Below are 26911 nucleotides of genomic sequence, written 5' to 3'. Positions count from 1 at the left end.
GCATTTGCCTCAGTCCTTGATGCGGCTGCGCAGCACCGCGCCGGTCTGCGCATCGACGCGCAGCTTCACACGCTGGCCTTGCGGGTTGTCGGCCTTGACGTCGTAGCCGCGGTGATGCTCCAGTTCGATCTCGGTGATGTTGCGATAGCCGGCGGCGGTCAGCACGTCGTAGATCTGGCGCACGGTCAGGATCTGCGCGGCGGGCGCGGCCTGGGCGGGCGCGGTCGCGGCGGGCGCCGGCGCGGCCGGGGCCGGTTGCGGCGCGGTCTGCGCCAGCGCGGCGGCGCCGGTGAGGGTGGCGGCGCCGATGGCCAGGGCGGTCAGGGTCTTGCGGATCGGGTTCATGCGGTTTTCTCCTGAAGGTCGAAGTGGGGCCGTGGATCGGCCATGACGTCATTATTCGGGGGGGCGCATGAACCCGTTCTGAAGCCGTCATTCACCCGCCGTTCATGTTCGACACGCTATAAATGAGACGCTTGCATTCCCCTGTTTTTCCCCCGCGCGCCGGGTTACCCTGGACGCGACCGCCCGACGGAATCCCCATGACCGCACGCCTTCGTATCGGAATCTGGCTGACCGGCCTTGCGCTGGCCCTGGCGCTGGCCGTCGGGCCCGGCGCCGGCCGCGCCGACGAAAGCGACCATGAACAGGCGCGCCAGGCCCTGCAGGCCGGCAAGGTGCTGCCGTTGCGGTCCGTGCTCGATATCGTCGAGCGCGACTACCCCGGCCAGGTGGTCAAGGTGGAATTCGAGGAGGATGACGGCCTCTTCCTGTACGAGATCCGCCTGCTGCAGCCCGGCGGCAATCTGGTCAAGCTGAAGATCGATGCGCGCGACGGCGCCGTGCTGGGCATGAAGGGGCGCGACATCCAATTCCGGAACCGACACTGATGCGCATACTTGTCGTCGAAGACGAACCGACCCTGGCGTCGCAACTGGCCGAGGCGCTGCGCCACGGCGGCTACACCGTCGACACGGCGGCCGACGGCGGCACCGCCCACTACATGGGCGAGGTCGAGACCTACGACGTGGTGGTGCTGGACCTGGGGCTGCCGGTGATGGACGGCCTGACCGTGCTCAAGCAGTGGCGCGCGGCCGGACGCGGCATGCCGGTGCTGATCCTGACGGCGCGATCCAACTGGCACGAAAAGGTCGCCGGCATCGACGCCGGCGCCGACGACTACCTGACCAAGCCTTTTCACATGGAAGAACTGCTGGCGCGCGTGCGGGCGCTGTTGCGCCGCCACAGCCACCACGCCAGCGCGCAATGGCGCTGCGGCCCGCTGATGCTCGACACGCGGCTGGCCCGCGCCACGGTCGATGGCCAGCCGCTGAACCTCACCAGCCATGAATTCAAGGTGCTGGCGGTGCTGATGCAGCGCGCCGGCGAGGTGGTCTCGCGCGGCGAGCTGATCGAACACATCTACGCGCAGGACCACGATCGCGATTCCAACACCATCGACGTGTTCATCGGCCGCCTGCGCAAGAAGCTGCCGGCCGACACCATCGAGACCGTGCGCGGGCTCGGCTACCGGCTCGCCTGTACCTCATGACGTCGCCGCGCGCGCCGGGGTCGCTGCGCTGGCGCATGCTGGCCGGCACGCTCGCCTGGATCGCGGCGATCGTCGTGCTGGCCGGATGGGGGCTGGGCAACCTGTTCCGCCAGCACATCACCGAACAACTGCGGACCGAACTGGCGCTGCACATGAACCAGTTGACGGCGGCGGTCAGCGTGGCGCCGGACGGCCGCCCGACGGTGGCCTCGCCGCTGAGCGACCCGCGCCTGGAGCAGCCGCTGTCGGGCCTGTATTGGCAGATCGACCGCCTCGATGACAGCGGCCGCGTGGTGGCCGCGGGCGTGGCGCGCTCGCGCTCGCTGTGGGACCAGGTGTTGGCGCTGCCTGCGGCCGACGACGCCGACGGCCTTCACGACATCGCCGGGCCCGAGAATCACCGCCTGAGCGCGCTGACGCGCCTGCTCAAGCCCGAGGACAGCGACGCCGGTTCGCTGCGCCTGGTGGTGGCCGCCGACCGCGCGGTGCTGGCCGAACCGATCGAACGCTTCGACCACATGCTGCTGTGGTCGCTCGGCGCGCTCGCGGCCGGAATGGTGGCGGCGGCGGTGGTGCAGGTGGCGGTGGGGCTGCGGCCCCTGGGGCGGCTGCGGCGCCAGCTCGCCGCGCAGCAGGGCCGCAACAGCGTGCGGATCGAGGGCCGTTTTCCCAGCGAGATCCAACCGCTGGTCGACGATTTCAACCGCGTCCTGGCGGTCAACGCCGATATCGTGCAACGGGCGCGCACCCAGGCCGGCAACCTGGCGCACGCGGTCAAGACGCCGCTGACCATCCTGGGCAACGCGGCGGCGCGCGAAGAGGGCGCGTTCGCCCGCCTGGTGCGCGAACAGGTCGCCATGGCGCAGCGCCAGATCGACCACCACCTGGCGCGCGCGCGGGCCGCGGCGGCTTCCGGCACGGCGGGCGGACGCGCGCCGCTGCGGGCGCCGCTGCAGGCGCTGCTGCGCGTCATGCAGCGTCTGTACGCGGCGCGCGGGCTGGCGCTGGAGATGGACGAATTCCCCGACCGGCTTGAGTTCCGTGGCGAGGAGCAGGACCTGCAGGAGATGGTTGGCAACCTGCTCGACAACGCCTGCAAATGGGCCGCGCGGCGCGTGCGGATCGGCGCCCAGGCGGATGCGCCCGACCGCCTGCGCATCGTGATCGACGACGACGGCCCGGGCATTTCCGAGGGCGAGCGCGAACGCATCTTCGAGCGCGGCGTGCGCATGGACGAGCAGCGCCCGGGTTCGGGCCTGGGGCTGGATATCGTGCGCGACCTGGCCGGCACCTACGGCGGCGAGGTCAGCGCCGGACAATCGCCGCTGGGCGGGTTGCGCGTGACGCTGATCCTGCCGGCGCTGCCGACCGGCGCCTAGCTGACCGGCCGACGCCTGGGGCCGGCGCTCAGCGCACCAGCGTCACCGGCACCTCGGCCAGTTGCACCACCTGGTTGGCGACCGAGCCGATCAGCATTCCGGCCAGCGCGCCATGGCCGCGCGTGCCCATGACGATGCGGGCGCATTGATGCTGTTGCGCGTAATGGGCGATCTCGACCGCGGGGTTGCCGAATTCGACGTGGCTGGTGTAGTCGGTGCCGGTGACGTCGAGCAGCTTGCGCGCGTCGTCGGCGGCTTCCTGGCCTTCGCGCACGTAGTATTCGTCGATCATGTCCTGGGTGACCAGCCGCGACAGGCCGGCGCGCCCCTGCGGCGGTGTCTGGATGTTGAGCAGGTGGATGCGCGCGTCGCGCGCGCCCTGCGCCAGTTGGCGCGCATGCAGCACGGCGCGGTTGGCGTTGTCGGAGCCGTCGACCGGCACGAGGATATGCAGCATGGCTGTCTCCTTACTTGACCAGGGTGACGGGCAGGTCCGTGAGGTGCAGGACCTTGGTGGCCACCGAACCCATGAACAGCGCGGAGGCTGATCCCAGTCCGCGCGTACCCATGAAGATCTCGTCGGCGTCGCTCTCCGCGGCCACGCGCGCGATGGTTTCCGCGGCGGCGCCGGTCTCGACGCGCTGGCCGAACGGCACGCCGGCCTCGGTCAGCAGCGCGCTGGCTTCACGCAGCGCGGCCTGGGCTTCTTCCTGGTGGTAGGCGTCGATGTCCGCCTGCGACAGGCCGCGGCCGATCTTGCCTGCGTGCAGGGGAATCTGCACCGTCAGCAGTTCGACCCGTTCGACCGGATCGTAGCCGCGCGCCTCGAGCATTGCCCGGACGGCGTGCACGGCGTGTTGCGAGCCATCCACGGGGATCAGAATGCGTTTCATCGACGTCTCCTTGTTGTCCGCGAGCCGCGGCGATGCGCCGCAGTGTCTCCACTGTACGAAATTATCCCGCGCCATGGGCGGTGGCGGGATGCGCGGAATCAAACGAAGCGGACCGTCCGAGCGGGGCGGCATCAGGCCTGTGCGCAAGCGGCGGGCGCCCCGGCGGCAGGGGGGCCGCCAGCGACTTCAGCGCCAGCGCGCCGGCGTCTGCGCCGCCTCGGCCGGCAGGCCCAGCAGCAGGGCCGCCATGCGGCCCAGCGCGGCCGCATCGCCGGTCGTCTCCAGCGACACCGAGCCGGCGCCGTCCGGCGCCAGCAGTCCGCGCTCCTGCAATTGATGGCGCAGGCGGCGCGCCACCGGGCCGCCGGTTTCCAGCAGGGGCATGGACGCGCCCGCCGCGGCCTGGATCTCGTCGCGCAGGAAGGGAAAATGGGTGCAGCCCAGCACCAGCGCGTCGGCGCCCTGGGCCAGCAGTTCGCGCACCGGCGCCGCCACCACGCGGGCGGCGCCCGGGCCGTCGATCTCGCCGCGTTCGACCTGCAGCACCCATTCCGGACACGGCCGGAACAGGATGCGGATCTCGGGCGCCTCGCGCCGCACCAGCGCCGCGAACTTGGGGCTGGCCAGCGTGCCGGTGGTGGCGAAAACGCCGACCACGCCGCTGCGCGTCAGGTGCGCGGCCGGCTTGATGGCCGGCTCCACGCCGATGATGACAAGGTCTGGATGGCGGGCGCGCAGCAGCGCGATGGCGGCGGCGGTGGCGGTGTTGCAGGCCACCACCATGGCCTTGGCCTGGCGCGACACGAAATAGTCGGCGATGGCCAGCGCCCGCTGCTGCACGGCTTCCTGGGTCTTCTCGCCGTAGGGCACGTGGGCGGAATCCGCCAGGTACAGCAGGTGTTCCCGCGGCAGCGCTTCGCGGATGGCGCGCAGCACGCTCAGTCCGCCGACGCCGGAGTCGTATACGCCTATGGGGTGGGGGGCATGCATGGGCAAGCAGCGAGAGCCAGGATGGCGCCCAGTGTAGCGCCCGGGGCCCGTCGCCACCGCGAGAGGCTTCTTTCCCTGCGAACGGGCCTAGTCTTCCGGCGTCTCGCGATGCGCGCGCACCTCCTCGATCAACCGGCGGGTCGCGCCCGACAGCGGCGCGTCGCGCCAGATCAGGGTGAGCGGGGCGCGCAGCTCCACCGGGCCGGTGACGTTGACGTACACCACGCCCTCGATATTGACCCGGCGCAGCGAGGCCGGCACCAGCGACACGCCCAGGCCGGCCGCCACCAGGCTCAGGGTGGACAGCACGCGCGGCGCCTCCTGCGCCACCCGCGGGCTGAAGCCCGCGGCGCGGCAGCCCGAGATGATGGCGTCGTACAGGCCGGGGCCGCTGTGGCGGCGGTACAGGATCAGCGATTCCTCGGCCAGCTCCGCCAGCGCGATGCGCTTGCGGCTGCGCCCCTTGACCATCGGATGGTCGGCGGGAAAGGCGGCCAGCATGGTTTCCTCCAGCACGCTCTCGACCGCCACGCCGCGATCGGCGCCGTGCGCGCCGCGGATGAAGGCGACGTCGACCCGGCCGGCGCGCACGTCTTCCATCAGCTCGCCGGTGCTGCTTTCTTCCAGCACCAGCCGCACCTGCGGCGCGCTTTCGCGAAAGCGCCGGATCACCGATGGCACGAACGGGTGGAAGGCGGCCGAGCCGGTAAAGCCGACCGTCAGCCGGCCAGCCTCGCCCAGCGACACCCGCCGCACGCCGTCGACCGCCTGATCGACCAGCGCCAGGATGCTGCGCGCGTCGGCCAACAGCGCCCGGCCGCTTTCGGTCAGTTCCATGCCGCGCGGCAGGCGGTGGAACAGCGTGACGCCGAGCTCCTGTTCCAGCACGCGGATCTGCTGGCTGAGTGGGGGCTGGCGGATGCCCAGCCGGGCGGCCGCCTTGGTCAGGTGGGATTCCTCGGCCACCGCCAGGAAATAACGCAACAACCGCAAGTCGACGGATGCCATATGTGACGGATATGAATGTTTAGTCAGTCATATATTAGACATTATCTTTGGGCGGGAGTAGGCTGCGAGCTATTCCTTCACTCCCGGCGCCGCCGCGCGCCGGCGTTTCCCGGCCGGTCACGGCCCCAAGACAATGAACGCAGCAGCTCCCGATTCCCCCGACGCCACGCGGCCACCGCCCACCTGCGGGCAACTGTTCTACGGATTCCTCATGCTCGGCCTGACGGCCTTCGGCGGCGCGTTGCCATTGGCGCGCCGCATGGTGGTCGAAAAGCACCGCTGGCTGTCCGGGGCCGAATTCACCGACCTGCTGGGCCTGTGCCAGTTCCTGCCGGGCGGCAACATCATCAACCTGTCGGTCGCGCTGGGCATGAAGTTCCGCGGCCCGCGCGGCGCCTTCGCGGCGCTGATGGGCCTGATCCTGGCGCCGTCGGCCATCGTGGTGCTGCTGGGCATGGTCTACGACCGCTTCCAGAACGATCCGCACATCCAGCACCTGTTCGCCGGCCTGGCGGCCGCGGCGGCGGGGCTGCTGATCTCGATGGCGGTCAAGATCGGCGTGCCGGTGCTCAAGCGCCGCGACTGGCTGGCCGGCTTGGTGGCCACGGCCTGTTTCATCGCCATCGCGGTGCTGCGCATTCCGCTGCTGCCCACCATGGCGGTCCTCACGCCCCTGAGCATCCTGCTGGTCTGGAGGCAACGTCGATGATCCAGACCCTGATCGCCCTCGCCATCATCTTTTCGCAACTGTCGGTGCTGGCCTTCGGCGGCGGCAACACCATCCTGCCCGAAATGCAGCGCCAGGTCGTCGAGGTGCACGGCTGGATGACGGCCGCCGATTTTTCCGCGCTGTTCGCCCTGGGGCAGGCGGCGCCCGGCCCCAACCTGATGGTGGTCACGCTGGTCGGCTGGCATGTGGCCGGCTGGGCCGGCATGCTGGTCACCACCCTGGCCAAGTTCGGGCCGTCCTCGATCATCACCATCATCGCCCTGGGACTGTGGGAACGGTTCAAGGACCGCCCGTGGCGCGGCGTGATCCAGGCCGGCATCTTCCCGATGACGGTGGGGCTGGTGGCCGCCAGCGCCGCGCTGATCACGGAGGCATCGGCCCACACCTGGCTGCTGGGCGCCATTACCGCGGTGGTGGCGCTGCTGGGCAGCGTGACGCGGATCCATCCGCTGTGGCTGCTGTTCGGCGGCGCGCTGGTGGGATTGCTCGCGATCGGTTAGCGTTTAGGCTCTTGCCACCCGTGGGAGGCCGCCATGACGCTGCCGGTCAAGGATCCGGATACCGACTCGACCCAGGCCGGCGTCGCGCCGCTGCCGTTCTTCCATGCGCATCGGCGCCTGGTGCTGTGCGGGCTGCTGTTCGTCGCGGGGGCGGTGGGGTTGTGGCGCGCCGGCCTGGCGCCGAGCCGGGCGGGCCTGCTGGGCTTTGATCTTGCGGCGCTGGTGTTCCTGCTGCTGACCGGCGCCGCCTTCGGCAGGGCGACCCCCGCCACGATGCGGATCCGGGCGCAGCAGGTCGATGTCGGCCGCAGCGCCGTGCTCTGGAGCAGCGTGCTGCTGTCTTGCCTGGTGATGCTGGCGCTGTGGATGGAAATGCGCGCCGCGGGCGGCCTCGAAGGCGCGGCCGACCTGATCGCGGCGGCCGCCAGCATCGTGCTGTCGTGGCTCTACATGAACATGATCTTTGCGCTGCACTATGCGCATGGCTACTACAGCCACCGCAACGGCATGCACAAGGGCCTGGACTTCCCAGGCAAGGAAGATCCCGACTACTGGGACTTCGCCTACTTCTCGCTGGTGCTGGGCATGACGTTCCAGGTGTCGGACGTGCAGATCGTCAGCCGCCGGCTGCGGCGCACGGCGCTGCTGCACAGCGTCATCGCGTTTTTCTTCAACGTCTTCATCATCGCCATCAGCGTCAACGTCGCGGCGGGGCGGGCATGAAAAAGCCCGGCCGGGGGGCCGGGCTTCTGCATGTGCCGAACGACGGGCGGCGCGCGCTCAGGCCGCCGCCAGCCGCCACAGCGACGTGACTTCCTTCGAGCGCGCCGCGTACAAGGGATCGTCGGGATCCTTGGCGCGGCCGTGCGTGGGCCGGGTGTCGATGCGCTCCACCACGCGCAGGCCGGCCTGCTCGATCATCTCCAGCAATTGCTCGCGGGTGCGCAGGCCCAGGTGTTCGGCCAGGTCCGACAGGATCAGCCAGCCTTCGCCGTTGGGCGTCAGGTGCGCCGTCAGCCCATTGAGGAAGCCGCGCAGCATGCGGCTGTCGGGGTCGTAGACCGCGTGCTCGACCGGCGAGCTGGGGCGGGCCGGCAGCCACGGCGGGTTGCAGACCGCCAGCGAAACCCGCCCTTCGGGGAACAGGTCGGCCTGGACCACCTCGACCTGTTTGGCCAGGCCCAGCCGCTCCAGGTTCTCACGGGCGCAGGCCAGCGCCCGCGGGTCCATGTCGGTGGCGATGACGCGCTTGCCGCCGCGGCGCGCCAGCACCGCCGCCAGCACGCCGGTGCCGGTGCCGATATCGAAGGCCACGCTGCCGCGCGGCATCGGGGTGCGCGCCACCAGGTCGATGTACTCGCCCCGCAGCGGCGAAAACACGCCGTAGTGCGGGTGGATGCGGTTGTCCAGCGCGGGAATCTCCACGCCTTTCTTGCGCCATTCGAAGGCGCCGATCAGGCCCAGCAGTTCGCGCAGCGACGCCACGTACGGTTCGTCGGCGGGGCCGTGGGCTTCTTCGCAGGCCTGCCGCGCGTCCGGCGCGCGGCGCAGCGAAATGCCGTGGCCGGCGTCGAACGGAATCAGCAGCATGCCGAGGATGCGGGCGCGCTGCGACTGGATCTGGCGATGCTGGTTGAAGGCCTCCAGCATGGTTTCGACCGGCTTGCGCGGGCGCTTGTCGACGCGGCGCGTGATCGCCTGCAACAACTGGCGCGCATTCTGGAAGTCGCCCCGCCACAGCAGGCCCACGCCTTCGCACGCCAGGCGATAGGCCACGTCCGCCGTGGTGCGGTCGTCGGCCAGCACCACGCGCTTGGGCGGCGTGGCGCCGGATTCCGAGCGCCAGCGGGCGGTGTGGTGGGTCTGGTCCGGGGCTTCGCCCTCGGTCCAATGCAGTTCAGGCAGGGTCAACGGGACGCTCCGGACAAGGCGGGCTTCAGGGGCAGGACGGTCATGAAACGGGGAAATCCAGGGGGAAAAGAAAACAAGGCGCGAGCTGCCAATGTAGCAGCTTCGCGCCTTCGGGGGCGGCGGATGGCGCGGGGCGCCACCCGTCGGGGCGGTATCAGTGGAACAGCACCACGGCCTTCTGCAGCGTGATCCAGATGCCCCAGGCCAGCGGGATGCCGACGCAGGCCCAGGCGAACAGCACCAGCGCGGCCGGCGTGCGGAAGGTCGAGGCGCCCACGCCGTGGGTCTCGGCCGCCGCCGCGCGCTCATGCGCCAGGGCCTTCTCGCGCGCCAGCTCCTCGTCGCTCATGAAGTACTTGGGGTTCACCGGGCGGATCGCCAGGTTGCACAGGAAGCCCAGCACCAGCATGCCGGCCAGGATGTACATGGTGATGTCATACACCTGCGCCCGCGGCACGCCGATGGACAACTGGTATTCGCGGATGTAGTTCACCAGCACCGGTCCGAAGATGCCCGCGGCCGACCACGCCGTCAGCAGCCGGCCGTGGATGGCGCCCACCATCTGCGTGCCGAACAGGTCCGCCAGGTAGGCCGGCACGGTGGCGAAGCCGCCGCCGTACATCGACAGGATGACGCAGAAGGCCGCCACGAACAGCGCCAGCGCGCCCATGTGCGCGGTCCAGGGAATCGCCGCGTACAGCGCGAAGCCCAGCACGAAGAAGATCAGGTAGGTCATCTTGCGGCCGAGCTTGTCCGACAGGCTGGCCCAGAAGAAGCGGCCGCCGATGTTGAACAGGCTCAGCAGCCCGGTGAAGCCCGCGGCGATGGCGGCGATCGAGGCCAGTTGGGCCTTGTCGAGCTGGCCGTAGCCCAGCTCTGGCTTGTTGATGAGGCCGCCGCCGAACACTTCCTGCAGTAGCGGCGAGGCCATGCCCAGGATGCCGATGCCGGCGGTCACGTTCAGGCACAGCACCAGCCACACCAGCCAGAACTGCGGCACGCCCCAGACCCGCTTCACGTGCACGTGGCCCTGGGTGATCATGGCGTTGTTGGCGTGCCGGGCGGGGGCGGTCCAGCCCGCCGGCTTCCAGCCGGTGGGCGGCACGCGATAGCCGAGCGCGCCCGACATCATGAAGACGAAATACACCAGCGCCATGGTCAGGAAGGTCTGCCACACGCCCGGCGAGGTGGGCGTGGCGAAGTGGCGCATCAGCAGGTCGGCCAGCGGCGCGCCGATCATGGCGCCGCCGCCAAAGCCCATGATGGCCATGCCGGTCGCCATGCCGCGGCGGTCCGGGAACCACTTGATCAGCGTGCTGACCGGCGAGATGTAGCCCAGCCCCAGGCCGATGCCGCCGATCACGCCCGAGCCGAGCCACAGCATCCACATCTGGTGCAGGTAGACGCCGGCCGCCGAGATCACCAGGCCGCCGCACCAGCACAGGGCCGACACCACGCCCGCCTTGCGCGGACCGGCGCGCTCCAGCCAGCCGCCCCACAGCGCCGCCGAGCAGCCCAGCAGCACGAAGAACAGCGTGTACATCCACCCCATGGTGGAGATGCGCCAGTCGCAACTGGTGGTGAACAGCTCGGCCACCAGGCTCATGTCGGCCGGGCAGGCCAGCGGCTGGGCGCCGCCGACCGCCTTGGACAGCGGCAGCCAGAACACCGAAAAGCCATAGGCCATGCCGATGCACAGGTGGATGGCCAGGGCGGCCGGGGGGCACCAGCCAGCGGGAAAAACCCGGTCCGGCGATGGTGCGTTCCTTGTCCAGGAAGCCCGGCTTGGCGCCGGGCAGGTCTAGCGTTGCAGTGCTTTCCATGAGGTCTCCTCGGGGTGCGGCTTTATAGCGGCGTTGGCTGGAGAAATCCAGTCCCGCCGTCTCTTGTTGAACCCTTTGCTGCGGTAAAGCTTGCTGCGTCCGCGCGCCGTCGCGGGCACGCGGATCGGTGTGGACGCGTCGGTCGGTCAGGGCACGCGCGCCAGCGGTGTCAGGCGTTCGCGGTTCTGCGTCACCGCCTCCAGCACCAGCGGATGCAATTGTTGTTCGCCGGCATCGCCGTCGGGCTGCCGCGCCAGGAAGTCCAGCAGCTCGTTGCGCATGCGGGGTTCCCAGAACTTGTGGATATGGTTGGCCACGCCTTCCACCGCTTCAGGCCGCAGCGGCATGGCTTCGAAGAATTGGCCGATGCGGTTGGCCATGCGGATCAGGTTGCCGATTTCCATGCGTGTCAGGTCTGCGAAGTGATGCGTTCGGGGTGGGAATAGAGGGTGGCGTCGTCGTTGCGCAAAAAGCCCAGCAGCGCGATGCCGGCGCTGTCGGCCAGGCGCACGGCCAACGCGGTGGGGGCAGACACCGCCGCCAGGATGCCGACGCCGGCGGCGGCGGTCTTCTGCACCATCTCGAAGCTGGCGCGGCTGGACACTAGCACCACGCCGTGCGCGGCGGGCAGGGCCTGGCGCGCCAGCGCGCCGACCAGCTTGTCGAGCGCGTTGTGGCGGCCCACGTCCTCGCGCACCAGCGCCACGGCGCCGCTGGCGTCGGCCCAGCCGGCGGCGTGGGTGGCGCCGGTCAGGTCATGCAGCGCCTGGCGCGCGCGCATGTCGCGCATCGCCCGCAGCACCGCGCCCACCGGCAGCGGCGCGCCGGCTGGCACCGGCGCCACCGGCCGCAGCACCTCGGGTAGCGTCTCGACGCCGCACAGGCCGCAGCCGGTGCGCCCGGCCATGGCGCGGCGGCGTGATTTCAGCCGCGCCTCGCAGGCGCTGGATATCTCGATCTGCACCACGATGCCGTCGCATTGCGGCAGCACGTCGATGCCGCGCACGTCGGTCACGCTGTCGATGATGCCTTCCGACAGCGAAAAACCGACGGCGAAGTCCTCCAGGTCGGCGGGCGTGGCCAGCATGGTGGCGTGGCTGATGCCGTTGAACTCCAGCGCCACCGGGGTTTCCTCGGCCAGGTTGTCGCCTTCGGCGCGGGGCGCGATGGCGCCGGCCCGCACGCGGGTCACCTGGGCCGCCACGTGCTCGGGGCGGGAGGAAGGGGGAGGGGCGCTGTGGTCCATGGCGGGCTCGGCTGTCGGGTTATTTCCCCGACGTCACGGCTTCGTTCTCGCGCGAGCGTTCACGCAGCAGCTTCTGCTGGATGTCCGCGAAGCGCGACCATTGCCGCTGCCATTCCGACGGCTGGGACACGCGCGTGACCTGCACGGCCGTGACCTTGTACTCGGGGCAGTTGGTGGCCCAGTCGGAACTGTCGGTGGTGACGACGTTGGCGCCGGACTCGGGGAAGTGGAAGGTGGTGTATACCACGCCTGGCTGCACCCGGTCGGTCAGGGTCGCGCGCAGCACGGTCTCGCCCGAGCGGCTCTGGATGCCGACCCAGTCGCCTTCGGCGACGCCACGGTCTTCGGCATCCTGCGGATGGATCTCCAGCACGTCCTCGCTGTGCCACATGACGTTGGGCGTGCGGCGGGTCTGCGCGCCCACGTTGTATTGCGACAGGATGCGGCCGGTGGTCAACAGCAGCGGGAAACGGCGCGTGCTGCGCTCGTCGGTCGGCACGTACTTGGTGATCATGAACTTGCCCTTGCCGCGCACGAAGCTGTCGATGTGCATGATCGGCGTGCCTTCGGGCGCGTCGTCGTTGCACGGCCATTGCAGGCTGCCCAGCTTGTCCAGCTTCTCGTAGCTGACGCCGCTGAAGGTCGGCGTCAGGCGCGCGATCTCTTCCATGATCTCGCGCGGGTGGCGGTAGTTCATGGGATAGCCCAGCGCGTTCGACAGCGCCACGGTCACTTCCCAGTCGGCCTTGCCGTTCTTCGGCTCCATCACCTTGCGCACGCGCGAGATGCGGCGCTCGGCGTTGGTGAAGGTGCCGTCCTTTTCCAGGAACGACGAACCCGGCAGGAACACGTGCGCGTACTTGGCGGTCTCGTTCAGGAACAGGTCCTGCACCACGATGCATTCCATTGCCGCCAGCGACGCCGCCACGTGCTGCGTGTTGGGGTCGGACTGCACGATGTCCTCGCCCTGGCAGTACAGGCCCTTGAAGGTGCCGCCCAGCGCGGCCTCGAACATGTTGGGAATGCGCAGGCCCGGCTCGGGTTGCAGCGTCACGCCCCAGTCCTGCTCGAATTGCGCCCGCGCCACGTTGTCGGAAATGTGGCGGTAGCCCGGCAGCTCGTGCGGGAACGAACCCATGTCGCACGAGCCCTGCACGTTGTTCTGGCCGCGCAGCGGGTTCACGCCCACGCCTTCGCGGCCGACGTTGCCGGTGGCCATGGCCAGGTTGGCGATGGCCATGACGGTGGTCGATCCCTGGCTGTGCTCGGTCACGCCCAGGCCGTAGTAGATCGAGCCGTTGCCGCCGGTGGCGAACAGGCGCGCCGCGCCGCGCACGGCCTGCGCCGGCACGCCGGTGATCTCGGCCATGGCTTCGGGCGAATTCTCGGGCAGCGACACGAAGTCGCGCCATTCCTGGAACGCCTTGGCCTCGCAGCGCTCGGCCACGTAGGCCTCGTCGATCAGCCCTTCGGTGGCGATTACGTGCGCCATCGACGACAGCAGCGCGGTGTTGGTGCCGGGCCGCACCTGCAGGTGGAAGTCGGCCTTGATGTGCGGCGAACTCACCAGCTCGATGCGGCGCGGGTCGATCACGATCAGCCGCGCGCCCTGGCGCAGGCGGCGCTTCAGGCGCGAGGCGAACACCGGATGGCCGCTGGAGGGGTTGGCGCCCATGACGATGACCACGTCGGTGTGCATCACCGAGTCGAAGGTCTGGGTGCCGGCGGATTCGCCCAGCGTCTGCTTCAGGCCATAGCCCGTGGGCGAATGGCACACGCGGGCGCAGGTGTCGACGTTGTTGGTGCCGAACGCGGCGCGCACCAGCTTCTGCACCAGCCAGGTTTCCTCGTTGGTGCAGCGCGACGAGGTGATGCCGCCGACCGCGTCGCGGCCGTACTGGCCCTGGATGCGGCGGAATTCGGAAGCCGCGTACTCGATCGCCTCTTCCCACGACACTTCGCGCCAGGAATCGGTGATGCGCTTGCGGATCATCGGCTTGAGCACGCGCTCCTTGTGGGTGGCGTAGCCCCAGGCGAAGCGGCCCTTGACGCAGGAGTGGCCGCGGTTGGCCTGGCCGTCCTTCCACGGCACCATGCGCACCACTTCCTGGCCCTTCATCTCGGCCTTGAAGCCGCAGCCCACGCCGCAATAGGCGCAGGTGGTGACCACCGAATGCTCGGCCTGGCCCATCATGATGACGGTCTTTTCCTGCAGGGTCGAGGTCGGACAGGCCTGCACGCAGGCGCCGCAGGACACGCATTCGCTGTCCAGGAACGGCTGGTCCTGCCCCGGCGACACGCGCGATTCGAAGCCCTTGCCCGAGATCGTCAGCGCGAAGGTGCCCTGGGTTTCCTCGCAGGCGCGCACGCAGCGGTTGCAGACGATGCACTTGGAGGCGTCGTAGGTGAAGTACGGGTTGGACTCGTCCTTCTCGCTCTTCAAGTGATTGGCGCCGTCGTATCCGTAGCGCACGTTGCGCAGGCCCACCACGCCGGCCATGTCCTGCAGCTCGCAGTCGCCGTTGGCCGGGCAGGTCAGACAGTCCAGCGGATGGTCGGAGATGTACAGCTCCATCACCCCGCGCCGCAGGTCGTGCAGCTTGGGCGTTTCGGTGAAGACCACCATGCCGTTCTCGGCCGGCGTGGTGCACGAGGCGGGATAGCCGCGGCGGCCCTCGATCTGCACCAGGCACAGGCGGCACGAGCCGAACGGCTCCAGGCTGTCGGTGGCGCACAGCTTGGGGATGTTGATGCCAGCCTCGGCGGCCGCGCGCATCAGCGAGGTGCCTTCGGCCACGGTGATTTCCTGGCCGTCGATGGTCAGGGTGACGGTTTTTTCGGACACCCGCGCCGGGGTGCCCAGGTCGCGGTCGCGCTTGATGACGGTTTCTAGCATGGCGGTCTCGGCTTCAGGCGGGATGGGCGGCGGACTGCGAGGACTCGATGCCGAAGTCCTGCGGGAAGTGGTTCAGCGCGGACAGCACCGGATAGGGCGCCATGCCCCCCAGCGCGCACAGCGATCCGCCCAGCATGGTGTCGCACAGGTCGCGCAGCAGGTGCACCTGCTGTTCGCGCCCCGGGCCGCCAGCGGCGATCTTGTCCAGGGTCTCCACCCCACGGGTGGAACCGATGCGACAGGGCGTGCACTTGCCACAGGACTCGATGGCGCAGAATTCCATCGCATAGCGCGCCATGCGCATCATGTCGACGCTGTCGTCGAATGCCACCAGGCCGCCGTGGCCGATCATGGCCGAGATCTGGATATAGGCTTCGTAGTCCAGCGGCACGTCCCATTGCGATTCCGGCAGGTAGGCGCCCAGCGGCCCGCCGACCTGCACCGCGCGCAGCGGCCGGCCGGAGGCGCTGCCGCCGCCGAAGGTGTACAGCAGGTCTCGCAGGCTCAGGCCGAAGGCCTTTTCCACCAGCCCGCCCTGCTTGAGGTTGCCGGCCAACTGGAAGGGCAGGGTGCCGTGCGAGCGGCCTACGCCGTAGTCGCGGTAATAGGCCGCGCCCTTGGCCAGGATGATCGGCACCGTGGCCAGCGAGATCACGTTGTTGATGACCGTGGGCTTGCCGAACAGGCCCGAGATCGCCGGCAGCGGCGGCTTGGCGCGCACCACGCCGCGCTTGCCCTCGATGCTTTCCAGCAGCGAGGTCTCCTCGCCGCAGATGTAGGCGCCGGCGCCCTTGCGCACTTCCAGGTCGAAGCGGCGGCCGCTGCCGTGCACGTCGTCGCCCAGCCAGCCGACGCTGCGCGCCCGCTCGATGGCGGCCTCCAGCGTGGCGATGGCGTGCGGGTATTCGGAACGCACGTAGATGTAGCCGTAGGTCGCGCCCACCGCCAGGCCGGCGATGGTCATGCCCTCGATCAGCACGTAGGGGTCGCCTTCCATCAGCAGGCGGTCGGCGAAGGTGCCCGAATCGCCCTCGTCGGCGTTGCAGACGATGTACTTGCGATCGGCCGGCGAGCCCAGCACGGTCTTCCACTTGATGCCGGTGGGAAAGGCCGCGCCGCCCCGTCCGCGCAGGCCGGAGGTGACCATCTCGTCGACGATGGCGGCCGGCTCCATGGCCAGCGCGCGCTTCAGGCCCTGCAGGCCGCCGTGCGCGGCGTAATCCTGCAGGGACAGCGGATCGATCACGCCGACGCGGGCGAAGGTCAGGCGTTCCTGCTGCTTGAGATAAGGAATCTCCTCGGTCAGGCCCAACCCCAGCGGATGCGCGCCGCCCGTCAGCCAGCCGGCGTCGAACAGGGCCGGCACGTCCTCGGGCTGCACCGGCCCGTAGGCCACGCGGCCCGCGGGCGTGCCCACCTCCACCAGCGGCTCCAGCCACAGCAGGCCGCGCGAACCGTTGCGCACCACCTGCACGGCCAGGCCGCGTTCGTCGGCGGCCAGTTCGATGGCGGCGGCCACGGCGTCGGCGTCCATGGCCAGCGCCGCGGCGTCGCGCGGCACGTAGATCAGGGTGGGGGCGCTCATTGGCCGGCCTCCCGCGCGCGATGCAGCAGGCGGTCGAGCTTGGCCGGCGTGACGCGGGCGTGCGGCTGGCCGTCCAGCATCACCGCCGGCGACTGGGCGCACAGGCCCAGGCAGTACACCGGCTCCAGCGTGAAGTCGCCGTCGCGCGTGCTGGCGTGGAAATCACAGCCCAGCGCCTGGCGCGCATGGGCGGCCAGTTGTTCGCCGCCCATCGCCTGGCAGGACTCGGCGCGGCACACTTCCAGCGTGTGGCGCCCGGCGGGTTCGCTGCGGAAGTGGGGATAGAAGGTGATGACGCCATGGACTTCGGCGCGCGACAGGTTCAGGGCCTCGGCGATGGTCTGCACCGCCTCGGCCGGAATACAGCCCAGTTCGTGCTGGACCGCGTGCAGCACCGGCAGCAAGGGGCCGGGCTGGTCTTTCAGGCGGGCCAGGATGCGGGCGGTGGTCGCCACGGCGGGGCTGGCGGAGGCCTGGGCGGCGTCCAGGGCCATGGCGCCGCCACGGGCGCCGCCGGTGGAAGCCAGATCGGATTTTGCCTCGCGCTGACGCATGGCGGTCTCCTCCAGGAGTGCTGGGCCCCGTAGGGAGGGGGCTGTTGTGATGGGAGGTTAGGCCTATTTATATGCAATGAAAAACATATAAATTTCCCCTGCCTCGCGTTATTTGTGTACTCTAAACAGGTAATTAATCGCCTTCAATAAGAAATAAATGACATATAAGTTCCGAATCGGCCTGCGGCCGCAATGGACCTTGGGTGGAGACGACGGCGCCCCCGTGCCGCTTCAGGACATGCTGGCGTTGCTGGCCGCCATCGACGCCACCGGCAACATCGCCGGCGCCTGCCGCGCCTGTGACTTGTCGTACCGCCACGCCTGGGGCGTGCTGCGGCGGTTCGAGGGCATCTTCGGCACCCAACTGCTGATCACCAACCGGCGCCAGGGCACGCAACTGTCGCCGTTTGCGCAGCGCCTGCTGTGGGCCAATCGCCGCATCGAGGCGCGGCTGATGCCCACGCTGGACAGCCTGGCCTCTGAACTGCAGGAAGAACTGGCGCGGCTGCTGCCGGAAAACGGTCCGCACCTGCGGCTGCACGCCAGCCACGGGTTCGCGGTGGAATCGCTGATGGAACACATGGGCGGGCGCAAGCCCGGCCTGGAGCTGCGCTATCGCACCGCGATCGAGGCACTGGCCTCGCTCGAGCGCGGCGAATGCGACCTGGCGGGCTTCCAGGTGCCGCTGGGCGACTTCGAGGCGCCGATCATGGATCGCTACGCCCAGTGGCTGCACGCCGACGAGTACCTGCTGATTCATCTGGCGGTGCGCAATACCGGGCTGTTCGTCGTGGGTGGCAACCCCAAGCGGATCCACGGCATCGCCGACCTGGCGCGCCAGGACGTGCGCTTCGTCAATCGCCAGATCGGCTCCAGCACCCGTTACCTGATCGGCCTGATGCTGCAACGCGCCGGCGTCTCGATCAGTGAAGTGCAGGGTTACGAAACCAACGAATTCACGCACATGGCGATCGCCGCCCACATCGCCAGCGGCATGGCCGACACCGGCGTGGGCGTGGAGACCGCCGCCTGCCGCTTCGGCCTGGATTTCATTCCGCTGGTGCGCGAGCGCTATTTCTTCGCCATCCGCAAGAACGCGCTGGAGACGCCCGCCATGCGCGACCTGCTGTCCATCATGCGCAGCCCCGACTACGTCGGCTACGTCGGTCAACTGGTCGGCTACGACGCGCGCGATACCGGCCGCCTGCAGACCCTTGAAGAGGCATTTTCCTAGGCGCGCCGCCGTGTGCGCCGGGCTATGATGTTCCCATGAGCAAAGTGATCCTCCTGGCTGATCGCCGCACCGAGCGTCCGGCGCCCCTGGCGCCGCCGCCCGTGGGCCAGCCCGCGCTCGACCGGCGCGCGCGGCCGCTGCGCGACCTGCGCATCTCGGTCACTGACCGCTGCAATTTCCGCTGCACCTACTGCATGCCGCGCGAGGTGTTCGACAGCGACTACGTCTTCATGCGGCATGCCGACCTGTTGTCGTTCGAGGAAATCGCGCGGCTGGCCGGCGTCTTCACCCGGCTGGGGGTCGAGAAGATCCGCCTGACCGGCGGCGAACCGCTGCTGCGCAAGCATGTGGAAAACCTGGTGGGCCTGTTGTCGGGACTGCGCACGCCCGCCGGCCACCCGCTGGAACTGACGCTCACCACCAACGGCAGCCTGCTCGAACGCAAGGCCGCGGTGCTCAAGGACGCGGGCCTGAAGCGCGTCACGGTCAGCCTGGATGCGCTGGACGCCAGCATGTTCCAGGACATGAGCGACAGCGGCTTCACGCCCGACGACGTACTGCGCGGCATCGACGCCGCCGCCGCGGCCGGGCTGGCGCCCGTCAAGGTCAACATGGTGGTGCGGCGCGGCCTGAACGACGCGCAGATCCTGCCAATGGCCGAGCGCTTCCGCGGCAGCGGCCACATCCTGCGTTTCATCGAATACATGGACGTGGGCAACACCAACGGCTGGAACCTGACCGAAGTGGTGCCCAGCGAGGAAGTGCTGGCGCGCATCGGCGCGATTCACCCGCTGGAACCGATCTCCACCGACGACATGGGCCGCGTCGCCGAGCGCTGGCGCTATCGCGACGGCGGCGGCGAGATCGGCGTCATCTCCAGCGTCACCCATGCCTTCTGTGGCGGCTGTACGCGCGCGCGCCTGTCGCCGGAAGGCAAGCTGTTCCTGTGCCTGTTCGGCCACGAAGGCCACGACCTGCGCGCGCCGCTGCGCGACGGCGCCAGCGACGACGAACTGGCCGCCATCCTCACGGGCATCTGGGCCGCCCGCGGCGACAACTATTCCGAACAGCGCGGCCGCAACATGGCCGACCCGGCCCGCAAGGTCGAGATGAGCTACATCGGTGGTTGACCCCGCGCCCGTTTTCGACCGGCAACAGGTGGCCGGCCTGATCCTGGCCGGCGGCCAGGGCTCGCGCATGCAGGGCAGCGACAAGGGATTGGTCCTGCTGCGTGGCGAGCCGCTGGTGGCGCACGTGGCGCGGCGCCTGGCGCCGCAGGTCGGGCCGCTGCTTCTCAGCGCCAACCGCAATGCCGACAGCTACGCCCGCTATGGCCGGGTGGTGGCCGACGATACCGACGAATTGGGCGCCTGGCAGGGGCCGCTGGCGGGCCTGGCCGCCGGCCTGGCGGCGGCCGCGCCGTGCGAGTGGCTGGTGGTGACGCCATGCGACACCCCGTTCCTGCCGGCCGACCTGGCCCAGCGCCTGATCGCGGCGGCGCAAACGGCGGGGGCGCCGCTGGCCTATGCGGTGGCCGGCGGCCAGCGCCATCCGGCCTGCATGGGGCTGCGCGCGTCGCTGTTGCCGGCGCTGCGCGATTATCTCGCGGCCGGCGAACGCAAGGTCGGCCTGTGGCAGTCGCGCGTGGGAGCGGTGGGCGCGCCGTTCGATGACGCGCCCGGCGCGTTCATGAACCTGAACACGCCCGAGGAACTGGCGGCGGCCGAGCGCTACGCCAGCCAGTGACGCAGGTCGTAGTAGGGCACGCGGTCGCGGTCCTGCACCTGCACGTCGGCCGGCAGGCGCGCCAGGCCGGTCGACCACGGCAATGAACTGATCACCCCCGACCCCTGGTGGCCGTACGGCACCAGTTCGGCGTTGCCGTCGTCGGCGGCGCGGCGCTGCACCCGCAGGAATTCCTCGCGGCTGTCCAGGCGCGGATGCTCGGTGCGCAGCGGCAGCCGGCTCACCGGCGGGAACAGTTCCTCGCGGCCCTGCATGCGGCGCACCAGCGGCGACACCAGCATCGCGAACACCGCGTAGGCCGACACCGGATTGCCCGGCAGGCTGACCACCGGCTTGTCGCCGATCATGGCCAGCGCCACCGGCTTGCCCGGCTTCATGCGCACCTTCCACAGCGACAGTTCTCCGCCCAGCGCGGCCAGGGCCGGCTTGACCAGGTCGCGCTCGCCGACCGACACGCCGCCGACGCTCAGCACCAGGTCGCATTCGGCCAGCAGCGTCTTGAAAGCGCCGCGCAGGTCGTCCTCGGTGTCGCGGGCATGCAGCACCAAGGCCGGCTCGGCGGCCATGCCGCGCACCAGCGCCGCCAGCATCGGGCCGTTGGAGTTGTAGATCTGCGCCGGTTCGCGCGCGCCGCCGGGCGCCACCAGCTCGTCGCCGGTGGTCAGGATGCCCACCCGCAGGCGGCCGTAGACCGGCACGCTGGCCAGGCCCTGCGAGGCCAGCAGCGCCACGTGGGCAGCCTGCAATTGCGTGCCGGCGGGCAGCAGCGGGGCGCCGGCCAGGGTGTCTTCGCCGCGCAGGCGGATGTGCTGGCCGGGACGGGGCTGGCGCGTGATCTCGACCTGCTCGTCGGCCTCGTGCGTGTCTTCCTGCATCACCACCACGTCGGCGCCTGCGGGAATCAGGCTGCCGGTGAACAGGCGGATGGCGTGGCCGGGCTTGAGCGGCTCGGGCGTGTCGCCGGCATAGCAGCGCTGCTGGATCGGCAGGCGCGCGCCCGGCTGCCAGTCGGCCAGGCGCAGCGCGTAGCCGTCCATGGCGCTGTTGTCGGCCGGCGGAATGTCCACCGTGGCGTCAAGGTCGGCCGCCAGCACGCGTCCCGGCGCTTCGTCCAGGCCTACGTGTTCGCGGCGCGCGAGGGGGGCGGCCGCGTTGGCCAGCAGGGTCTGGGCTTGGTCGAAATCCAGCATGGGTATCAGTGGTCTTCTTGGTCGCGGGGTTGGAAGTGCGTGGCGAAATTGCAGGGGCGGTGGCCGCTGTCGAGCTGCTCGCGGATGATGCGGTTCCAGGCGGTCTCGCAGGCGTTGTTCGAACCGGGCAGGCAGAACAGCAGGGTCTGGTTGGCCTCGCCGGCAAAGGCGCGCGACTGGATGGTCGAGCTGCCGATTTCCTCGTAGGAGATCTGGCGGAACAGTTCGCCGAAGCCGGGTATCTCGCGGTCCAGCAGCGGCAGGATGGCCTGCGGCACGTGGTCGCCGTGCGAGAAGCCGGTGCCGCCGGTGGTCAGGATGACCTGCACTTCGGGATCGGCGATCCAGTCGCTGATGACGCGCCGGATCTGGTAGAGGTTGTCCTTGGCGATGTCGCGCCGCACGCATTGGTGGCCGGCCTGGGCCAGGCTGTTGGCCAGCAGGTTGCCGGAGGTGTCGTCACCGGCGCTGCGGGTGTCGCTGACCGTCAGCACGGCGCAGGCCAGCGAGACGGGGGAGGCGTCGTTCATGGAGTCTCCTTGGGGGGCGGGGTGTCGGCGTCCCAGGACTGCGTGCGGTCCTGGTCGGATTGGCGCTGTTCCACCCAGAAGCTGTCGCCACCCGCCAGGGTCTCGCGCTTCCAGAAGGGCGCGCGGGTCTTGAGCGCGTCGATGATGAATTCGCAGCCGCGGAAGGCGTCGCCGCGATGGGCGCTGGCCGCGGCCACGAACACGATCTGGGCATTGCGGGCGAGGGCGCCAACCCGGTGCACGATCACGGTGCCGTCCAGGTTCCAGCGCGCGCGGGCGGTGGCGGCGATGTCTTCGAGCTCGCGCTCGCACATGCCGGGGTAGTGTTCCAGGTAAAGCGTGTCGGTGGGCGTGTCCGGCGCGTAGTCGCGCACGTAGCCCACGAAGGTGACGATGCCGCCCACGCCCGGCCCGGCGCTGGCGCGCAGGGCGGCGGTGAGCGCGGCGCCGTCGAAGTCGGCTTCCTGCACGATGACCATGACGCTCAGCCTCCGGTGACGGGTTCGAACACCGCCACCTCGTCGCCCGCGCGGATCGGCGCCGACGGCTTGGCGTGGGTCTGGTTGATGGCCAGCTTCAGGCGGCCGGCCGGGGCCAGTTGCGGATAGCGTTCGCCAAGCGCGGCCAGCAACTGCGCACCGGTGGACTCGCCGTCGACCGGCCAGGCTTCGGAGCGCTTGCCGACCAGTTCGGCCACGCGGGCGAAGTACAGAAGATTAATCGTTGCGCCATTCACCGCTTTTACCTCCCGCCTTGTACTTCAGGCGAACTTGTTCGATCACGATGCCCTTGTCGGCCGCCTTGCACATGTCGTAGATGGTGAGTGCGGCGACGCTGCACGCGGTCATGGCTTCCATTTCGACGCCGGTCTTGTAGCTGGTGCGGCAGGTGGCCAGGATGTCGATGCGGTGCGCCGCGTCGTCCAGCGCGAATTCGACGCCGACGAACGACAGCGGCAGGCTGTGGCACAGGGGGATGAGCTCGGCGCAGCGCTTGGCCGCCAGGATGGCGGCGACGCGCGCGGTGTTGAGCACTTCGCCCTTGCCCTGGCCGGGCTGCGTCAGCAGGCCGTAGGCCACCGCGTTCATGCGGACGCTGGCGGTGGCGATGGCGACGCGTTCGGTGTCGGTCTTGCCGATGACATCGACCATGCGGACCTGGCCGGCTTCATCCAGGTGGCTCAAGGTGGGGGCGGGCGTGGACATGGGAATCGGGATCGAGAATTGTTAATGATTGAAAAGAGCGGTCCCGGCAGGCCGTGGCGGGCCGCTGATGCGCCTATGATAGACGAGCCGCCACCCGCCGCGCTTTGAGGAAAGATAAGCGCGGCCGCCGTGGCCTTGGCGTCGCTCCCGCCGGCCGGTTTTCAGGCCGCGCCAGGGGCCCCCGCGCTGGCCCGGCTCGCGCTTTCGTGCCCCTGCGGGGGCATTTGCGCTTGTGGCGCCGCGGCGCGATGCCGCGTTGCAAAAAGCCCCCCAATTTGCTCGAAGGACGCGATAATGGCCTTCGATTCGTACCAGGAGACGCACAATGCCCTTGCGGATGCCCAAGTTCCGGTTCACCCGCCGCTTAGGCAAGATCCTCTTGGGCGTCGTGGCCACGGCGCTGATCCTCTGTGGCATCGCCGCCTGGCAGGTGCCCAAGGTGCTGCACAACGTGCTGACCCAGGACGTGGCCAAGATGCTGGGCCGCGACGTCGCCGTCGGCAAGATCACCTTCAATCCCTTCACCCTTACCGTGCGCGCGCAGGATCTCGCCGTGGCGCAGCCCGGCTCGCAGACGCCCCTGTTCACGGCCTCGGAACTGGACGTCAGCGCCGCCTGGACCTCGCTGTTCTGGTTCGCGCCGGTGGTCGACCGCTTCACGCTGCGCTCGCCGACGCTGTCGCTCGTGCGCGAGGACGTCACCCGCTTCAACTTCTCCGACGTGCAGCAGCGCGTGGCCGAGATGACGGCCCCCAAGCCGGACGAGCCGCCCAAGGCCGATGAAGGCCTGCCGCGCTTCTCGCTGAACAACATGGTGATCGAGGGCGGCGTCATCACGCTCGATGACAAAGTCACCGGCCGCAAGCAGGTGGTGGACGAATTGGCCATCGGCGTGCCGTTCATCTCCACCTTCGGCTACGCCACCGACATCGACGTGCAGCCGCGCCTGCACCTGCGCATCAACGGCAGCCCGTTCGACCTGACCGGCGTGGCGCGGCCTTTCGACAAGGTGCCGTCGTCGACCCTGCGGGTCGCCTTCAGCGGGCTGCAGTTGGAAAAATGGGCCGACGTCTGGCCCATGCCGCTGCCGTTCAAGCTCGAACGCGCGTTGCTCGACTCGAACCTGCAGGTCGTGTTCGAGCAGCCCAAGGACGCGCCGCCCAAGATCCGCGTGGTCGGCGACCTGGGCCTGCGCCAGTTCGACCTGCGCGACAGCGCCGGCGAGAGCCTGGCGGCCTGGAGCGCGCTGACCGTCACCCGCCTCGAACTCGAACCGATCGCGCGCCAGGTCTACGTGGGCGGCGTCGACCTGTGGGCGCCGCAGGTGTACGCGCGCCGCTACAGCAACCAGCGCCTGAACTGGCAAGACGTGGTCGACAAGCTCAAGCAGTTGGGCGGCCCGGCGCCGACGGCCCAACCCGCCGCGATGACCGCCGCCAAGCCGGCCGCGACCGATCCCGCCCAGGCCGCCAAGCCTGCCCCTGCGGCCGCCGCCCAGGCCGCCCAGGCCGCCGCCAGCAGCCCGGCGCCCGCGGCCCCGGCCGCCGCCTCCACGCCCAACGACGCCTCGCCCGCGGCCGCCACTTCCGACGCGCCACCCGCCGCCGACGCCTCGCCCAAGCCCGCCGCGCCCGCCGAATGGAAGGTGACGCTGGACGCCTTCAACATCCACGAAGGCGAGCTCTACGTCACCGACGCCATCAGCAAGCTCGACTACACCCTGACCGGCCTGGCCGTCACCGTCGAGGGCGTGGCGCTGCCGCAGGTCAAGGGCGAACCCATCAATCTCTGGCTGACCGTGGACAACAGCACCGATGGCGGCTGGATCCGCGCCAAGGGCCCGCTGGTGCTGCAACCGCTGTCGCTGGAGCTGGCGCTGCGCATGGGCAACGTCGCGCTGGCGCCGTTCGCGCCGGCCGTGCGCAGCCTGTCGCCGATCCTGCTGCAGGACGGCCGCCTCGGGCTGACCGCGCAGGTGCACGTGCTGGACAAGAACGGCGTCATCGATGCGTCCGCCACGGGCGTGCGCGCCGAGCTGGCCCAGTTCAAGGCGCGCGACGAAACCCTGAATCCCGCGCTCGACGTCGCGCTGCAGCAACTGGTCGTCACCGCCGACCGCCTGGCCATGGGCCCGGGCGCCAGTAATTTCACGCTGGCCGCGGCCGGCATCCAGGGCGGCGGCAAGCTCGACCTGAAGGGCGCCTTCACGCCGCAGCCGCTCAGCGTCAAGACGTCGGTCGACCTGTCCGGCCTGAACGTCGCCTCGTTCGCGCCGTACTTCGCCTCCAGCCTGAACGCCACCGTGCGCGCCATCACACTGGGCGCCAAGGGCGACGCCGAATTCGCGGCCGCCAACGGCAGCGCGCCGATGAAGGCCGGCTGGAAGGGCGGGGTCGATATCACCGACGTCGACCTGCAGGACCGCGTCAACAAGGACGACTTCCTCAACTGGAAGCGCCTGGGCCTGTCCGGCATGAACGTCTCGGTGGCGGGCGAGAAGATCGTCGCCGGCCTGGGCGACATCGCGCTCGACGACTTCTACGGCCGCATCCTGCTCAATGCCCAGGGCCGCCTGAACGTCATGGACCTGGTGGCCGCGCCCGGCCAGGCCGGCGGCTCCATCACCCAGGACACGCAGACCCCCGGTCGGCGCGCCGAACCGCCGGCGCCGGCGGCCAAGGGCGGGGGCATGCCCGACATCTCGCTCAACAGCGTCACGCTGACGCGCGGCCGCATGACCTTTACCGACCGCTTCGTCAAGCCCAACTACGTGGCCGAGCTGTCCAGCATCGACGGTTCCATCACGGCCGTGTCGTCCACCAACCCGCAGCCCGCCAAGGTCAAGGTCACCGGCCGCGTCTACACCACCGCGCCCCTGTCGATCAGCGGCGTGGTGCAGCCGTTCGCCAAGTACCTGTCGCTTGACCTGAAGGCCTCGGCCAAGGGCGTTGACCTGCCGCGCTTCAACACCTACTCGGCCAAGTACGTCGGCTACCCGATCAAGCGCGGCAAGCTGTCGGTGGACCTGGAATACAAGATCAAGGACCGCGCGCTGCTGGCCACCAACCACGTGGTGCTGAACCAGCTCACCTTCGGCGACAAGACCAACAGCCCCGACGCCACCAAGCTGCCGGTGCTGCTGGCCGTGGCCCTGCTGAAGGACTCGCGCGGCAACATCGACATCAACCTGCCGATCTCCGGGTCGCTCGACGACCCCGAGTTCTCGGTCGGCGGCATCGTCGTGCGGGTGCTGCTGAACCTGGTGGTCAAGGCCGTCACCTCGCCCTTCAGCCTGCTGGCGTCGGCCTTTGGCGGCGGCGAGGAACTGTCATACGTGGAATTCGCGCCCGGCAGCGCCGCGCTCACCGATGACACGCTGCAGCGCATCGACACCCTGACCAAGGCGCTGGTCGATCGCCCCGCGCTCAAGATGGACCTGAGCGGCCGCGCCGATCCCAAGACCGACCTGGACGGCCTGCGCCAGGCCTGGGTCGACGCCCAGATCCGCCTGGCCAAGGCCCGCGACGTCGCCCCGCGCGGCAAGAAGCCGAACCCGGCCGGCATCGAGGTCTCGGGCGCCGAGCGCGCCAAGTACCTGGAAAAGGTCTACGACGACACCGACCTCAAGGACAAGCCGCGCAATTTCATCGGCATGGCCAAGTCGGTGCCGCCGCAACAGATGGAGGAGATGCTGCGCGCCGCGGCCCCGGTGGGCGACGAACAGTTGCGCCAACTGGCCGACGCGCGCGCACAAGCGGTGTATGAGAAGCTGCAAGCCCAGGAAGGACTCGCGGATCGCGTGTTCATCGTTGCCCCGCAACTGGACGCCGATGGCATCAAGGACGAGGGCCTGCCCTCGCGCGTGGACTTCTCCCTGAAGTGAACCCCGGCGGTTCGCCAGGACGCGGCCGCGTCCGGCGGCCGTCCCTTGCCCGGAGA

26 protein-coding genes and 1 pseudogene are annotated in these 26911 nt (G+C 69.7%); 10 read left to right on the top strand and 17 right to left on the bottom strand.

The window, feature by feature from the left end; translation table 11 throughout:
- Nucleotides 1-9: 9 nt before the first annotated feature.
- Nucleotides 10-345, bottom strand: coding sequence for a PepSY domain-containing protein (locus AAID08_RS22990; protein ID WP_053086021.1), 336 nt, complete (start codon nt 343-345; stop codon nt 10-12).
- A gap of 197 nt (nt 346-542) precedes the next feature.
- Here AAID08_RS22990 and AAID08_RS22985 point away from each other — a divergent pair, with 197 nt between their 5' ends.
- The 3 genes from AAID08_RS22985 to AAID08_RS22975 are packed head-to-tail and all read left to right on the top strand — an operon-like array spanning nt 543 to nt 2931.
- Nucleotides 543-890 (top strand): PepSY domain-containing protein, encoded by a 348-nt coding sequence (locus AAID08_RS22985; RefSeq protein WP_100503429.1) that lies wholly within the window; start codon nt 543-545, stop codon nt 888-890.
- The gene (locus AAID08_RS22980; protein WP_054500951.1) at nt 890-1552 is read left to right on the top strand and encodes a response regulator transcription factor; all 663 of its coding nucleotides are present in this window, start codon (nt 890-892) and stop codon (nt 1550-1552) included. Before AAID08_RS22985 ends, AAID08_RS22980 begins: the two co-directional genes overlap by 1 nt.
- Nucleotides 1549-2931: a sensor histidine kinase gene (locus AAID08_RS22975; RefSeq protein ID WP_175167494.1), complete on the top strand. Its 1383-nt coding sequence runs from the start codon at nt 1549-1551 to the stop codon at nt 2929-2931. The genes AAID08_RS22980 and AAID08_RS22975 overlap by 4 nt, the downstream gene beginning before the upstream one ends.
- A 28-nt stretch (nt 2932-2959) precedes the next feature.
- On the opposite strand, the gene AAID08_RS22970 is transcribed toward AAID08_RS22975, so the two are convergent.
- From AAID08_RS22970 to AAID08_RS22955, 4 genes are all read right to left on the bottom strand, one after another.
- Entirely contained in the window at nt 2960-3388 is a 429-nt protein-coding gene (locus AAID08_RS22970) for a universal stress protein (RefSeq protein WP_054500953.1), read from the bottom strand.
- A gap of 10 nt (nt 3389-3398) precedes the next feature.
- The gene (locus tag AAID08_RS22965; RefSeq protein ID WP_064528398.1) at nt 3399-3824 is read right to left on the bottom strand and encodes a universal stress protein; all 426 of its coding nucleotides are present in this window, start codon (nt 3822-3824) and stop codon (nt 3399-3401) included.
- Between the two features lie 186 nt (nt 3825-4010).
- Nucleotides 4011-4814, bottom strand: coding sequence for a glutamate racemase (murI, locus tag AAID08_RS22960; protein ID WP_395756918.1), 804 nt, complete (start codon nt 4812-4814; stop codon nt 4011-4013).
- A gap of 87 nt (nt 4815-4901) precedes the next feature.
- Nucleotides 4902-5822, bottom strand: coding sequence for a LysR substrate-binding domain-containing protein (locus AAID08_RS22955; RefSeq protein WP_054500956.1), 921 nt, complete (start codon nt 5820-5822; stop codon nt 4902-4904).
- Between the two features lie 133 nt (nt 5823-5955).
- Between AAID08_RS22955 and AAID08_RS22950 the strand changes: the two genes are divergently transcribed.
- From AAID08_RS22950 to AAID08_RS22940, 3 genes are read left to right on the top strand one after another with little or no spacing between them, the layout of a single operon-like run.
- Nucleotides 5956-6531, top strand: a complete 576-nt coding sequence (locus AAID08_RS22950; protein WP_054500957.1) for a chromate transporter — start codon at nt 5956-5958, stop codon at nt 6529-6531.
- Entirely contained in the window at nt 6528-7052 is a 525-nt protein-coding gene (locus AAID08_RS22945) for a chromate transporter (protein WP_054428590.1), read from the top strand. Before AAID08_RS22950 ends, AAID08_RS22945 begins: the two co-directional genes overlap by 4 nt.
- 33 nt (nt 7053-7085) lie before the next feature.
- Nucleotides 7086-7775 carry a DUF1345 domain-containing protein gene (locus AAID08_RS22940; RefSeq protein WP_395756917.1) on the top strand — a complete coding sequence of 230 codons (690 nt, stop codon included), beginning with the start codon at nt 7086-7088 and terminating at the stop codon, nt 7773-7775.
- Nucleotides 7776-7832: 57 nt separating this feature from the next.
- Here AAID08_RS22940 and AAID08_RS22935 read toward each other — a convergent pair whose 3' ends face one another.
- The 7 genes and pseudogenes from AAID08_RS22935 to AAID08_RS22905 form a co-directional block, all read right to left on the bottom strand.
- A complete protein-coding gene (locus AAID08_RS22935) occupies nt 7833-8963 on the bottom strand; it encodes a class I SAM-dependent methyltransferase (protein WP_054500959.1) in 1131 nt (376 codons plus the stop codon).
- Nucleotides 8964-9117: 154 nt separating this feature from the next.
- Nucleotides 9118-10786: pseudogene (locus AAID08_RS22930) on the bottom strand (OFA family MFS transporter).
- A gap of 146 nt (nt 10787-10932) precedes the next feature.
- The gene (locus AAID08_RS22925; RefSeq protein ID WP_006390923.1) at nt 10933-11190 is read right to left on the bottom strand and encodes a formate dehydrogenase subunit delta; all 258 of its coding nucleotides are present in this window, start codon (nt 11188-11190) and stop codon (nt 10933-10935) included.
- Between the two features lie 5 nt (nt 11191-11195).
- Nucleotides 11196-12032: a formate dehydrogenase accessory sulfurtransferase FdhD gene (gene fdhD, locus AAID08_RS22920; RefSeq protein ID WP_395756916.1), complete on the bottom strand. Its 837-nt coding sequence runs from the start codon at nt 12030-12032 to the stop codon at nt 11196-11198.
- Between the two features lie 19 nt (nt 12033-12051).
- Entirely contained in the window at nt 12052-14928 is a 2877-nt protein-coding gene (gene fdhF / locus AAID08_RS22915; protein WP_054417105.1) for a formate dehydrogenase subunit alpha, read from the bottom strand.
- Nucleotides 14929-14941: 13 nt separating this feature from the next.
- Complete coding sequence (locus tag AAID08_RS22910; RefSeq protein WP_054500962.1) at nt 14942-16513, bottom strand: NADH-quinone oxidoreductase subunit NuoF; 1572 nt, start codon at nt 16511-16513, stop codon at nt 14942-14944.
- Nucleotides 16510-17067: a formate dehydrogenase subunit gamma gene (locus tag AAID08_RS22905; RefSeq protein ID WP_054417107.1), complete on the bottom strand. Its 558-nt coding sequence runs from the start codon at nt 17065-17067 to the stop codon at nt 16510-16512. Before AAID08_RS22905 ends, AAID08_RS22910 begins: the two co-directional genes overlap by 4 nt.
- A 157-nt stretch (nt 17068-17224) precedes the next feature.
- On the opposite strand from AAID08_RS22905, the gene AAID08_RS22900 reads away from it, so the two are divergent.
- The 3 genes from AAID08_RS22900 to mobA are packed head-to-tail and all read left to right on the top strand — an operon-like array spanning nt 17225 to nt 20047.
- Nucleotides 17225-18301 carry a substrate-binding domain-containing protein gene (locus AAID08_RS22900; protein ID WP_054417108.1) on the top strand — a complete coding sequence of 359 codons (1077 nt, stop codon included), beginning with the start codon at nt 17225-17227 and terminating at the stop codon, nt 18299-18301.
- 35 nt (nt 18302-18336) lie between these two features.
- Nucleotides 18337-19431, top strand: a complete 1095-nt coding sequence (moaA, locus tag AAID08_RS22895) for a GTP 3',8-cyclase MoaA (protein WP_116793013.1) — start codon at nt 18337-18339, stop codon at nt 19429-19431.
- Nucleotides 19424-20047, top strand: a complete 624-nt coding sequence (mobA, locus tag AAID08_RS22890) for a molybdenum cofactor guanylyltransferase MobA (protein ID WP_082381440.1) — start codon at nt 19424-19426, stop codon at nt 20045-20047. The genes moaA and mobA overlap by 8 nt, the downstream gene beginning before the upstream one ends.
- Here the strand turns inward: mobA and glp are convergent.
- Genes glp through moaC form a run of 5 tightly spaced genes read right to left on the bottom strand, consistent with a single transcriptional unit; the run spans nt 20032 to nt 22972 of the window.
- Nucleotides 20032-21237: a gephyrin-like molybdotransferase Glp gene (glp, locus tag AAID08_RS22885; protein WP_049075650.1), complete on the bottom strand. Its 1206-nt coding sequence runs from the start codon at nt 21235-21237 to the stop codon at nt 20032-20034. The genes mobA and glp overlap by 16 nt on opposite strands.
- Before the next feature lie 5 nt (nt 21238-21242).
- Nucleotides 21243-21767, bottom strand: coding sequence for a molybdenum cofactor biosynthesis protein B (gene moaB / locus AAID08_RS22880; protein ID WP_049075648.1), 525 nt, complete (start codon nt 21765-21767; stop codon nt 21243-21245).
- The gene (locus AAID08_RS22875; RefSeq protein WP_049075647.1) at nt 21764-22246 is read right to left on the bottom strand and encodes a molybdenum cofactor biosynthesis protein MoaE; all 483 of its coding nucleotides are present in this window, start codon (nt 22244-22246) and stop codon (nt 21764-21766) included. Before AAID08_RS22875 ends, moaB begins: the two co-directional genes overlap by 4 nt.
- Nucleotides 22247-22251: 5 nt before the next feature.
- Nucleotides 22252-22503 carry a MoaD/ThiS family protein gene (locus AAID08_RS22870; RefSeq protein ID WP_006386671.1) on the bottom strand — a complete coding sequence of 84 codons (252 nt, stop codon included), beginning with the start codon at nt 22501-22503 and terminating at the stop codon, nt 22252-22254.
- Nucleotides 22484-22972 (bottom strand): cyclic pyranopterin monophosphate synthase MoaC, encoded by a 489-nt coding sequence (gene moaC, locus AAID08_RS22865; protein ID WP_049075645.1) that lies wholly within the window; start codon nt 22970-22972, stop codon nt 22484-22486. The genes AAID08_RS22870 and moaC overlap by 20 nt, the downstream gene beginning before the upstream one ends.
- Nucleotides 22973-23297: 325 nt before the next feature.
- On the opposite strand from moaC, the gene AAID08_RS22860 reads away from it, so the two are divergent.
- Nucleotides 23298-26855 carry a DUF748 domain-containing protein gene (locus tag AAID08_RS22860; RefSeq protein ID WP_395756915.1) on the top strand — a complete coding sequence of 1186 codons (3558 nt, stop codon included), beginning with the start codon at nt 23298-23300 and terminating at the stop codon, nt 26853-26855.
- Nucleotides 26856-26911: the final 56 nt, after the last annotated feature.

This window comes from Achromobacter sp. EB05, from assembly GCF_044232075.1.
GTDB lineage: Bacteria > Pseudomonadota > Gammaproteobacteria > Burkholderiales > Burkholderiaceae_B > Achromobacter > Achromobacter dolens.
Note: the sequence above shows the minus strand (reverse complement) of the source record. Positions and strands in the feature narration are given on the sequence as shown.

Bases quoted from the DNA above. Each gene is read 5' to 3' on its own strand.
- AAID08_RS22990 (WP_053086021.1), bottom strand. From the start codon at position 345: ATGAACCCGATCCGCAAGACCCTGACCGCCCTGGCCATCGGCGCCGCC.
- AAID08_RS22985 (WP_100503429.1), top strand. From the start codon at position 543: ATGACCGCACGCCTTCGTATCGGAATCTGGCTGACCGGCCTTGCGCTG.
- AAID08_RS22980 (WP_054500951.1), top strand. From the start codon at position 890: ATGCGCATACTTGTCGTCGAAGACGAACCGACCCTGGCGTCGCAACTG.
- AAID08_RS22975 (WP_175167494.1), top strand. From the start codon at position 1,549: ATGACGTCGCCGCGCGCGCCGGGGTCGCTGCGCTGGCGCATGCTGGCC.
- AAID08_RS22970 (WP_054500953.1), bottom strand. From the start codon at position 3,388: ATGCTGCATATCCTCGTGCCGGTCGACGGCTCCGACAACGCCAACCGC.
- AAID08_RS22965 (WP_064528398.1), bottom strand. From the start codon at position 3,824: ATGAAACGCATTCTGATCCCCGTGGATGGCTCGCAACACGCCGTGCAC.
- murI (WP_395756918.1), bottom strand. From the start codon at position 4,814: ATGCATGCCCCCCACCCCATAGGCGTATACGACTCCGGCGTCGGCGGA.
- AAID08_RS22955 (WP_054500956.1), bottom strand. From the start codon at position 5,822: ATGGCATCCGTCGACTTGCGGTTGTTGCGTTATTTCCTGGCGGTGGCC.
- AAID08_RS22950 (WP_054500957.1), top strand. From the start codon at position 5,956: ATGAACGCAGCAGCTCCCGATTCCCCCGACGCCACGCGGCCACCGCCC.
- AAID08_RS22945 (WP_054428590.1), top strand. From the start codon at position 6,528: ATGATCCAGACCCTGATCGCCCTCGCCATCATCTTTTCGCAACTGTCG.
- AAID08_RS22940 (WP_395756917.1), top strand. From the start codon at position 7,086: ATGACGCTGCCGGTCAAGGATCCGGATACCGACTCGACCCAGGCCGGC.
- AAID08_RS22925 (WP_006390923.1), bottom strand. From the start codon at position 11,190: ATGGAAATCGGCAACCTGATCCGCATGGCCAACCGCATCGGCCAATTC.
- fdhD (WP_395756916.1), bottom strand. From the start codon at position 12,032: ATGGACCACAGCGCCCCTCCCCCTTCCTCCCGCCCCGAGCACGTGGCG.
- fdhF (WP_054417105.1), bottom strand. From the start codon at position 14,928: ATGCTAGAAACCGTCATCAAGCGCGACCGCGACCTGGGCACCCCGGCG.
- AAID08_RS22910 (WP_054500962.1), bottom strand. From the start codon at position 16,513: ATGAGCGCCCCCACCCTGATCTACGTGCCGCGCGACGCCGCGGCGCTG.
- AAID08_RS22905 (WP_054417107.1), bottom strand. From the start codon at position 17,067: ATGCGTCAGCGCGAGGCAAAATCCGATCTGGCTTCCACCGGCGGCGCC.
- AAID08_RS22900 (WP_054417108.1), top strand. From the start codon at position 17,225: ATGACATATAAGTTCCGAATCGGCCTGCGGCCGCAATGGACCTTGGGT.
- moaA (WP_116793013.1), top strand. From the start codon at position 18,337: ATGAGCAAAGTGATCCTCCTGGCTGATCGCCGCACCGAGCGTCCGGCG.
- glp (WP_049075650.1), bottom strand. From the start codon at position 21,237: ATGCTGGATTTCGACCAAGCCCAGACCCTGCTGGCCAACGCGGCCGCC.
- moaB (WP_049075648.1), bottom strand. From the start codon at position 21,767: ATGAACGACGCCTCCCCCGTCTCGCTGGCCTGCGCCGTGCTGACGGTC.
- AAID08_RS22875 (WP_049075647.1), bottom strand. From the start codon at position 22,246: ATGGTCATCGTGCAGGAAGCCGACTTCGACGGCGCCGCGCTCACCGCC.
- moaC (WP_049075645.1), bottom strand. From the start codon at position 22,972: ATGTCCACGCCCGCCCCCACCTTGAGCCACCTGGATGAAGCCGGCCAG.
- AAID08_RS22860 (WP_395756915.1), top strand. From the start codon at position 23,298: ATGCCCTTGCGGATGCCCAAGTTCCGGTTCACCCGCCGCTTAGGCAAG.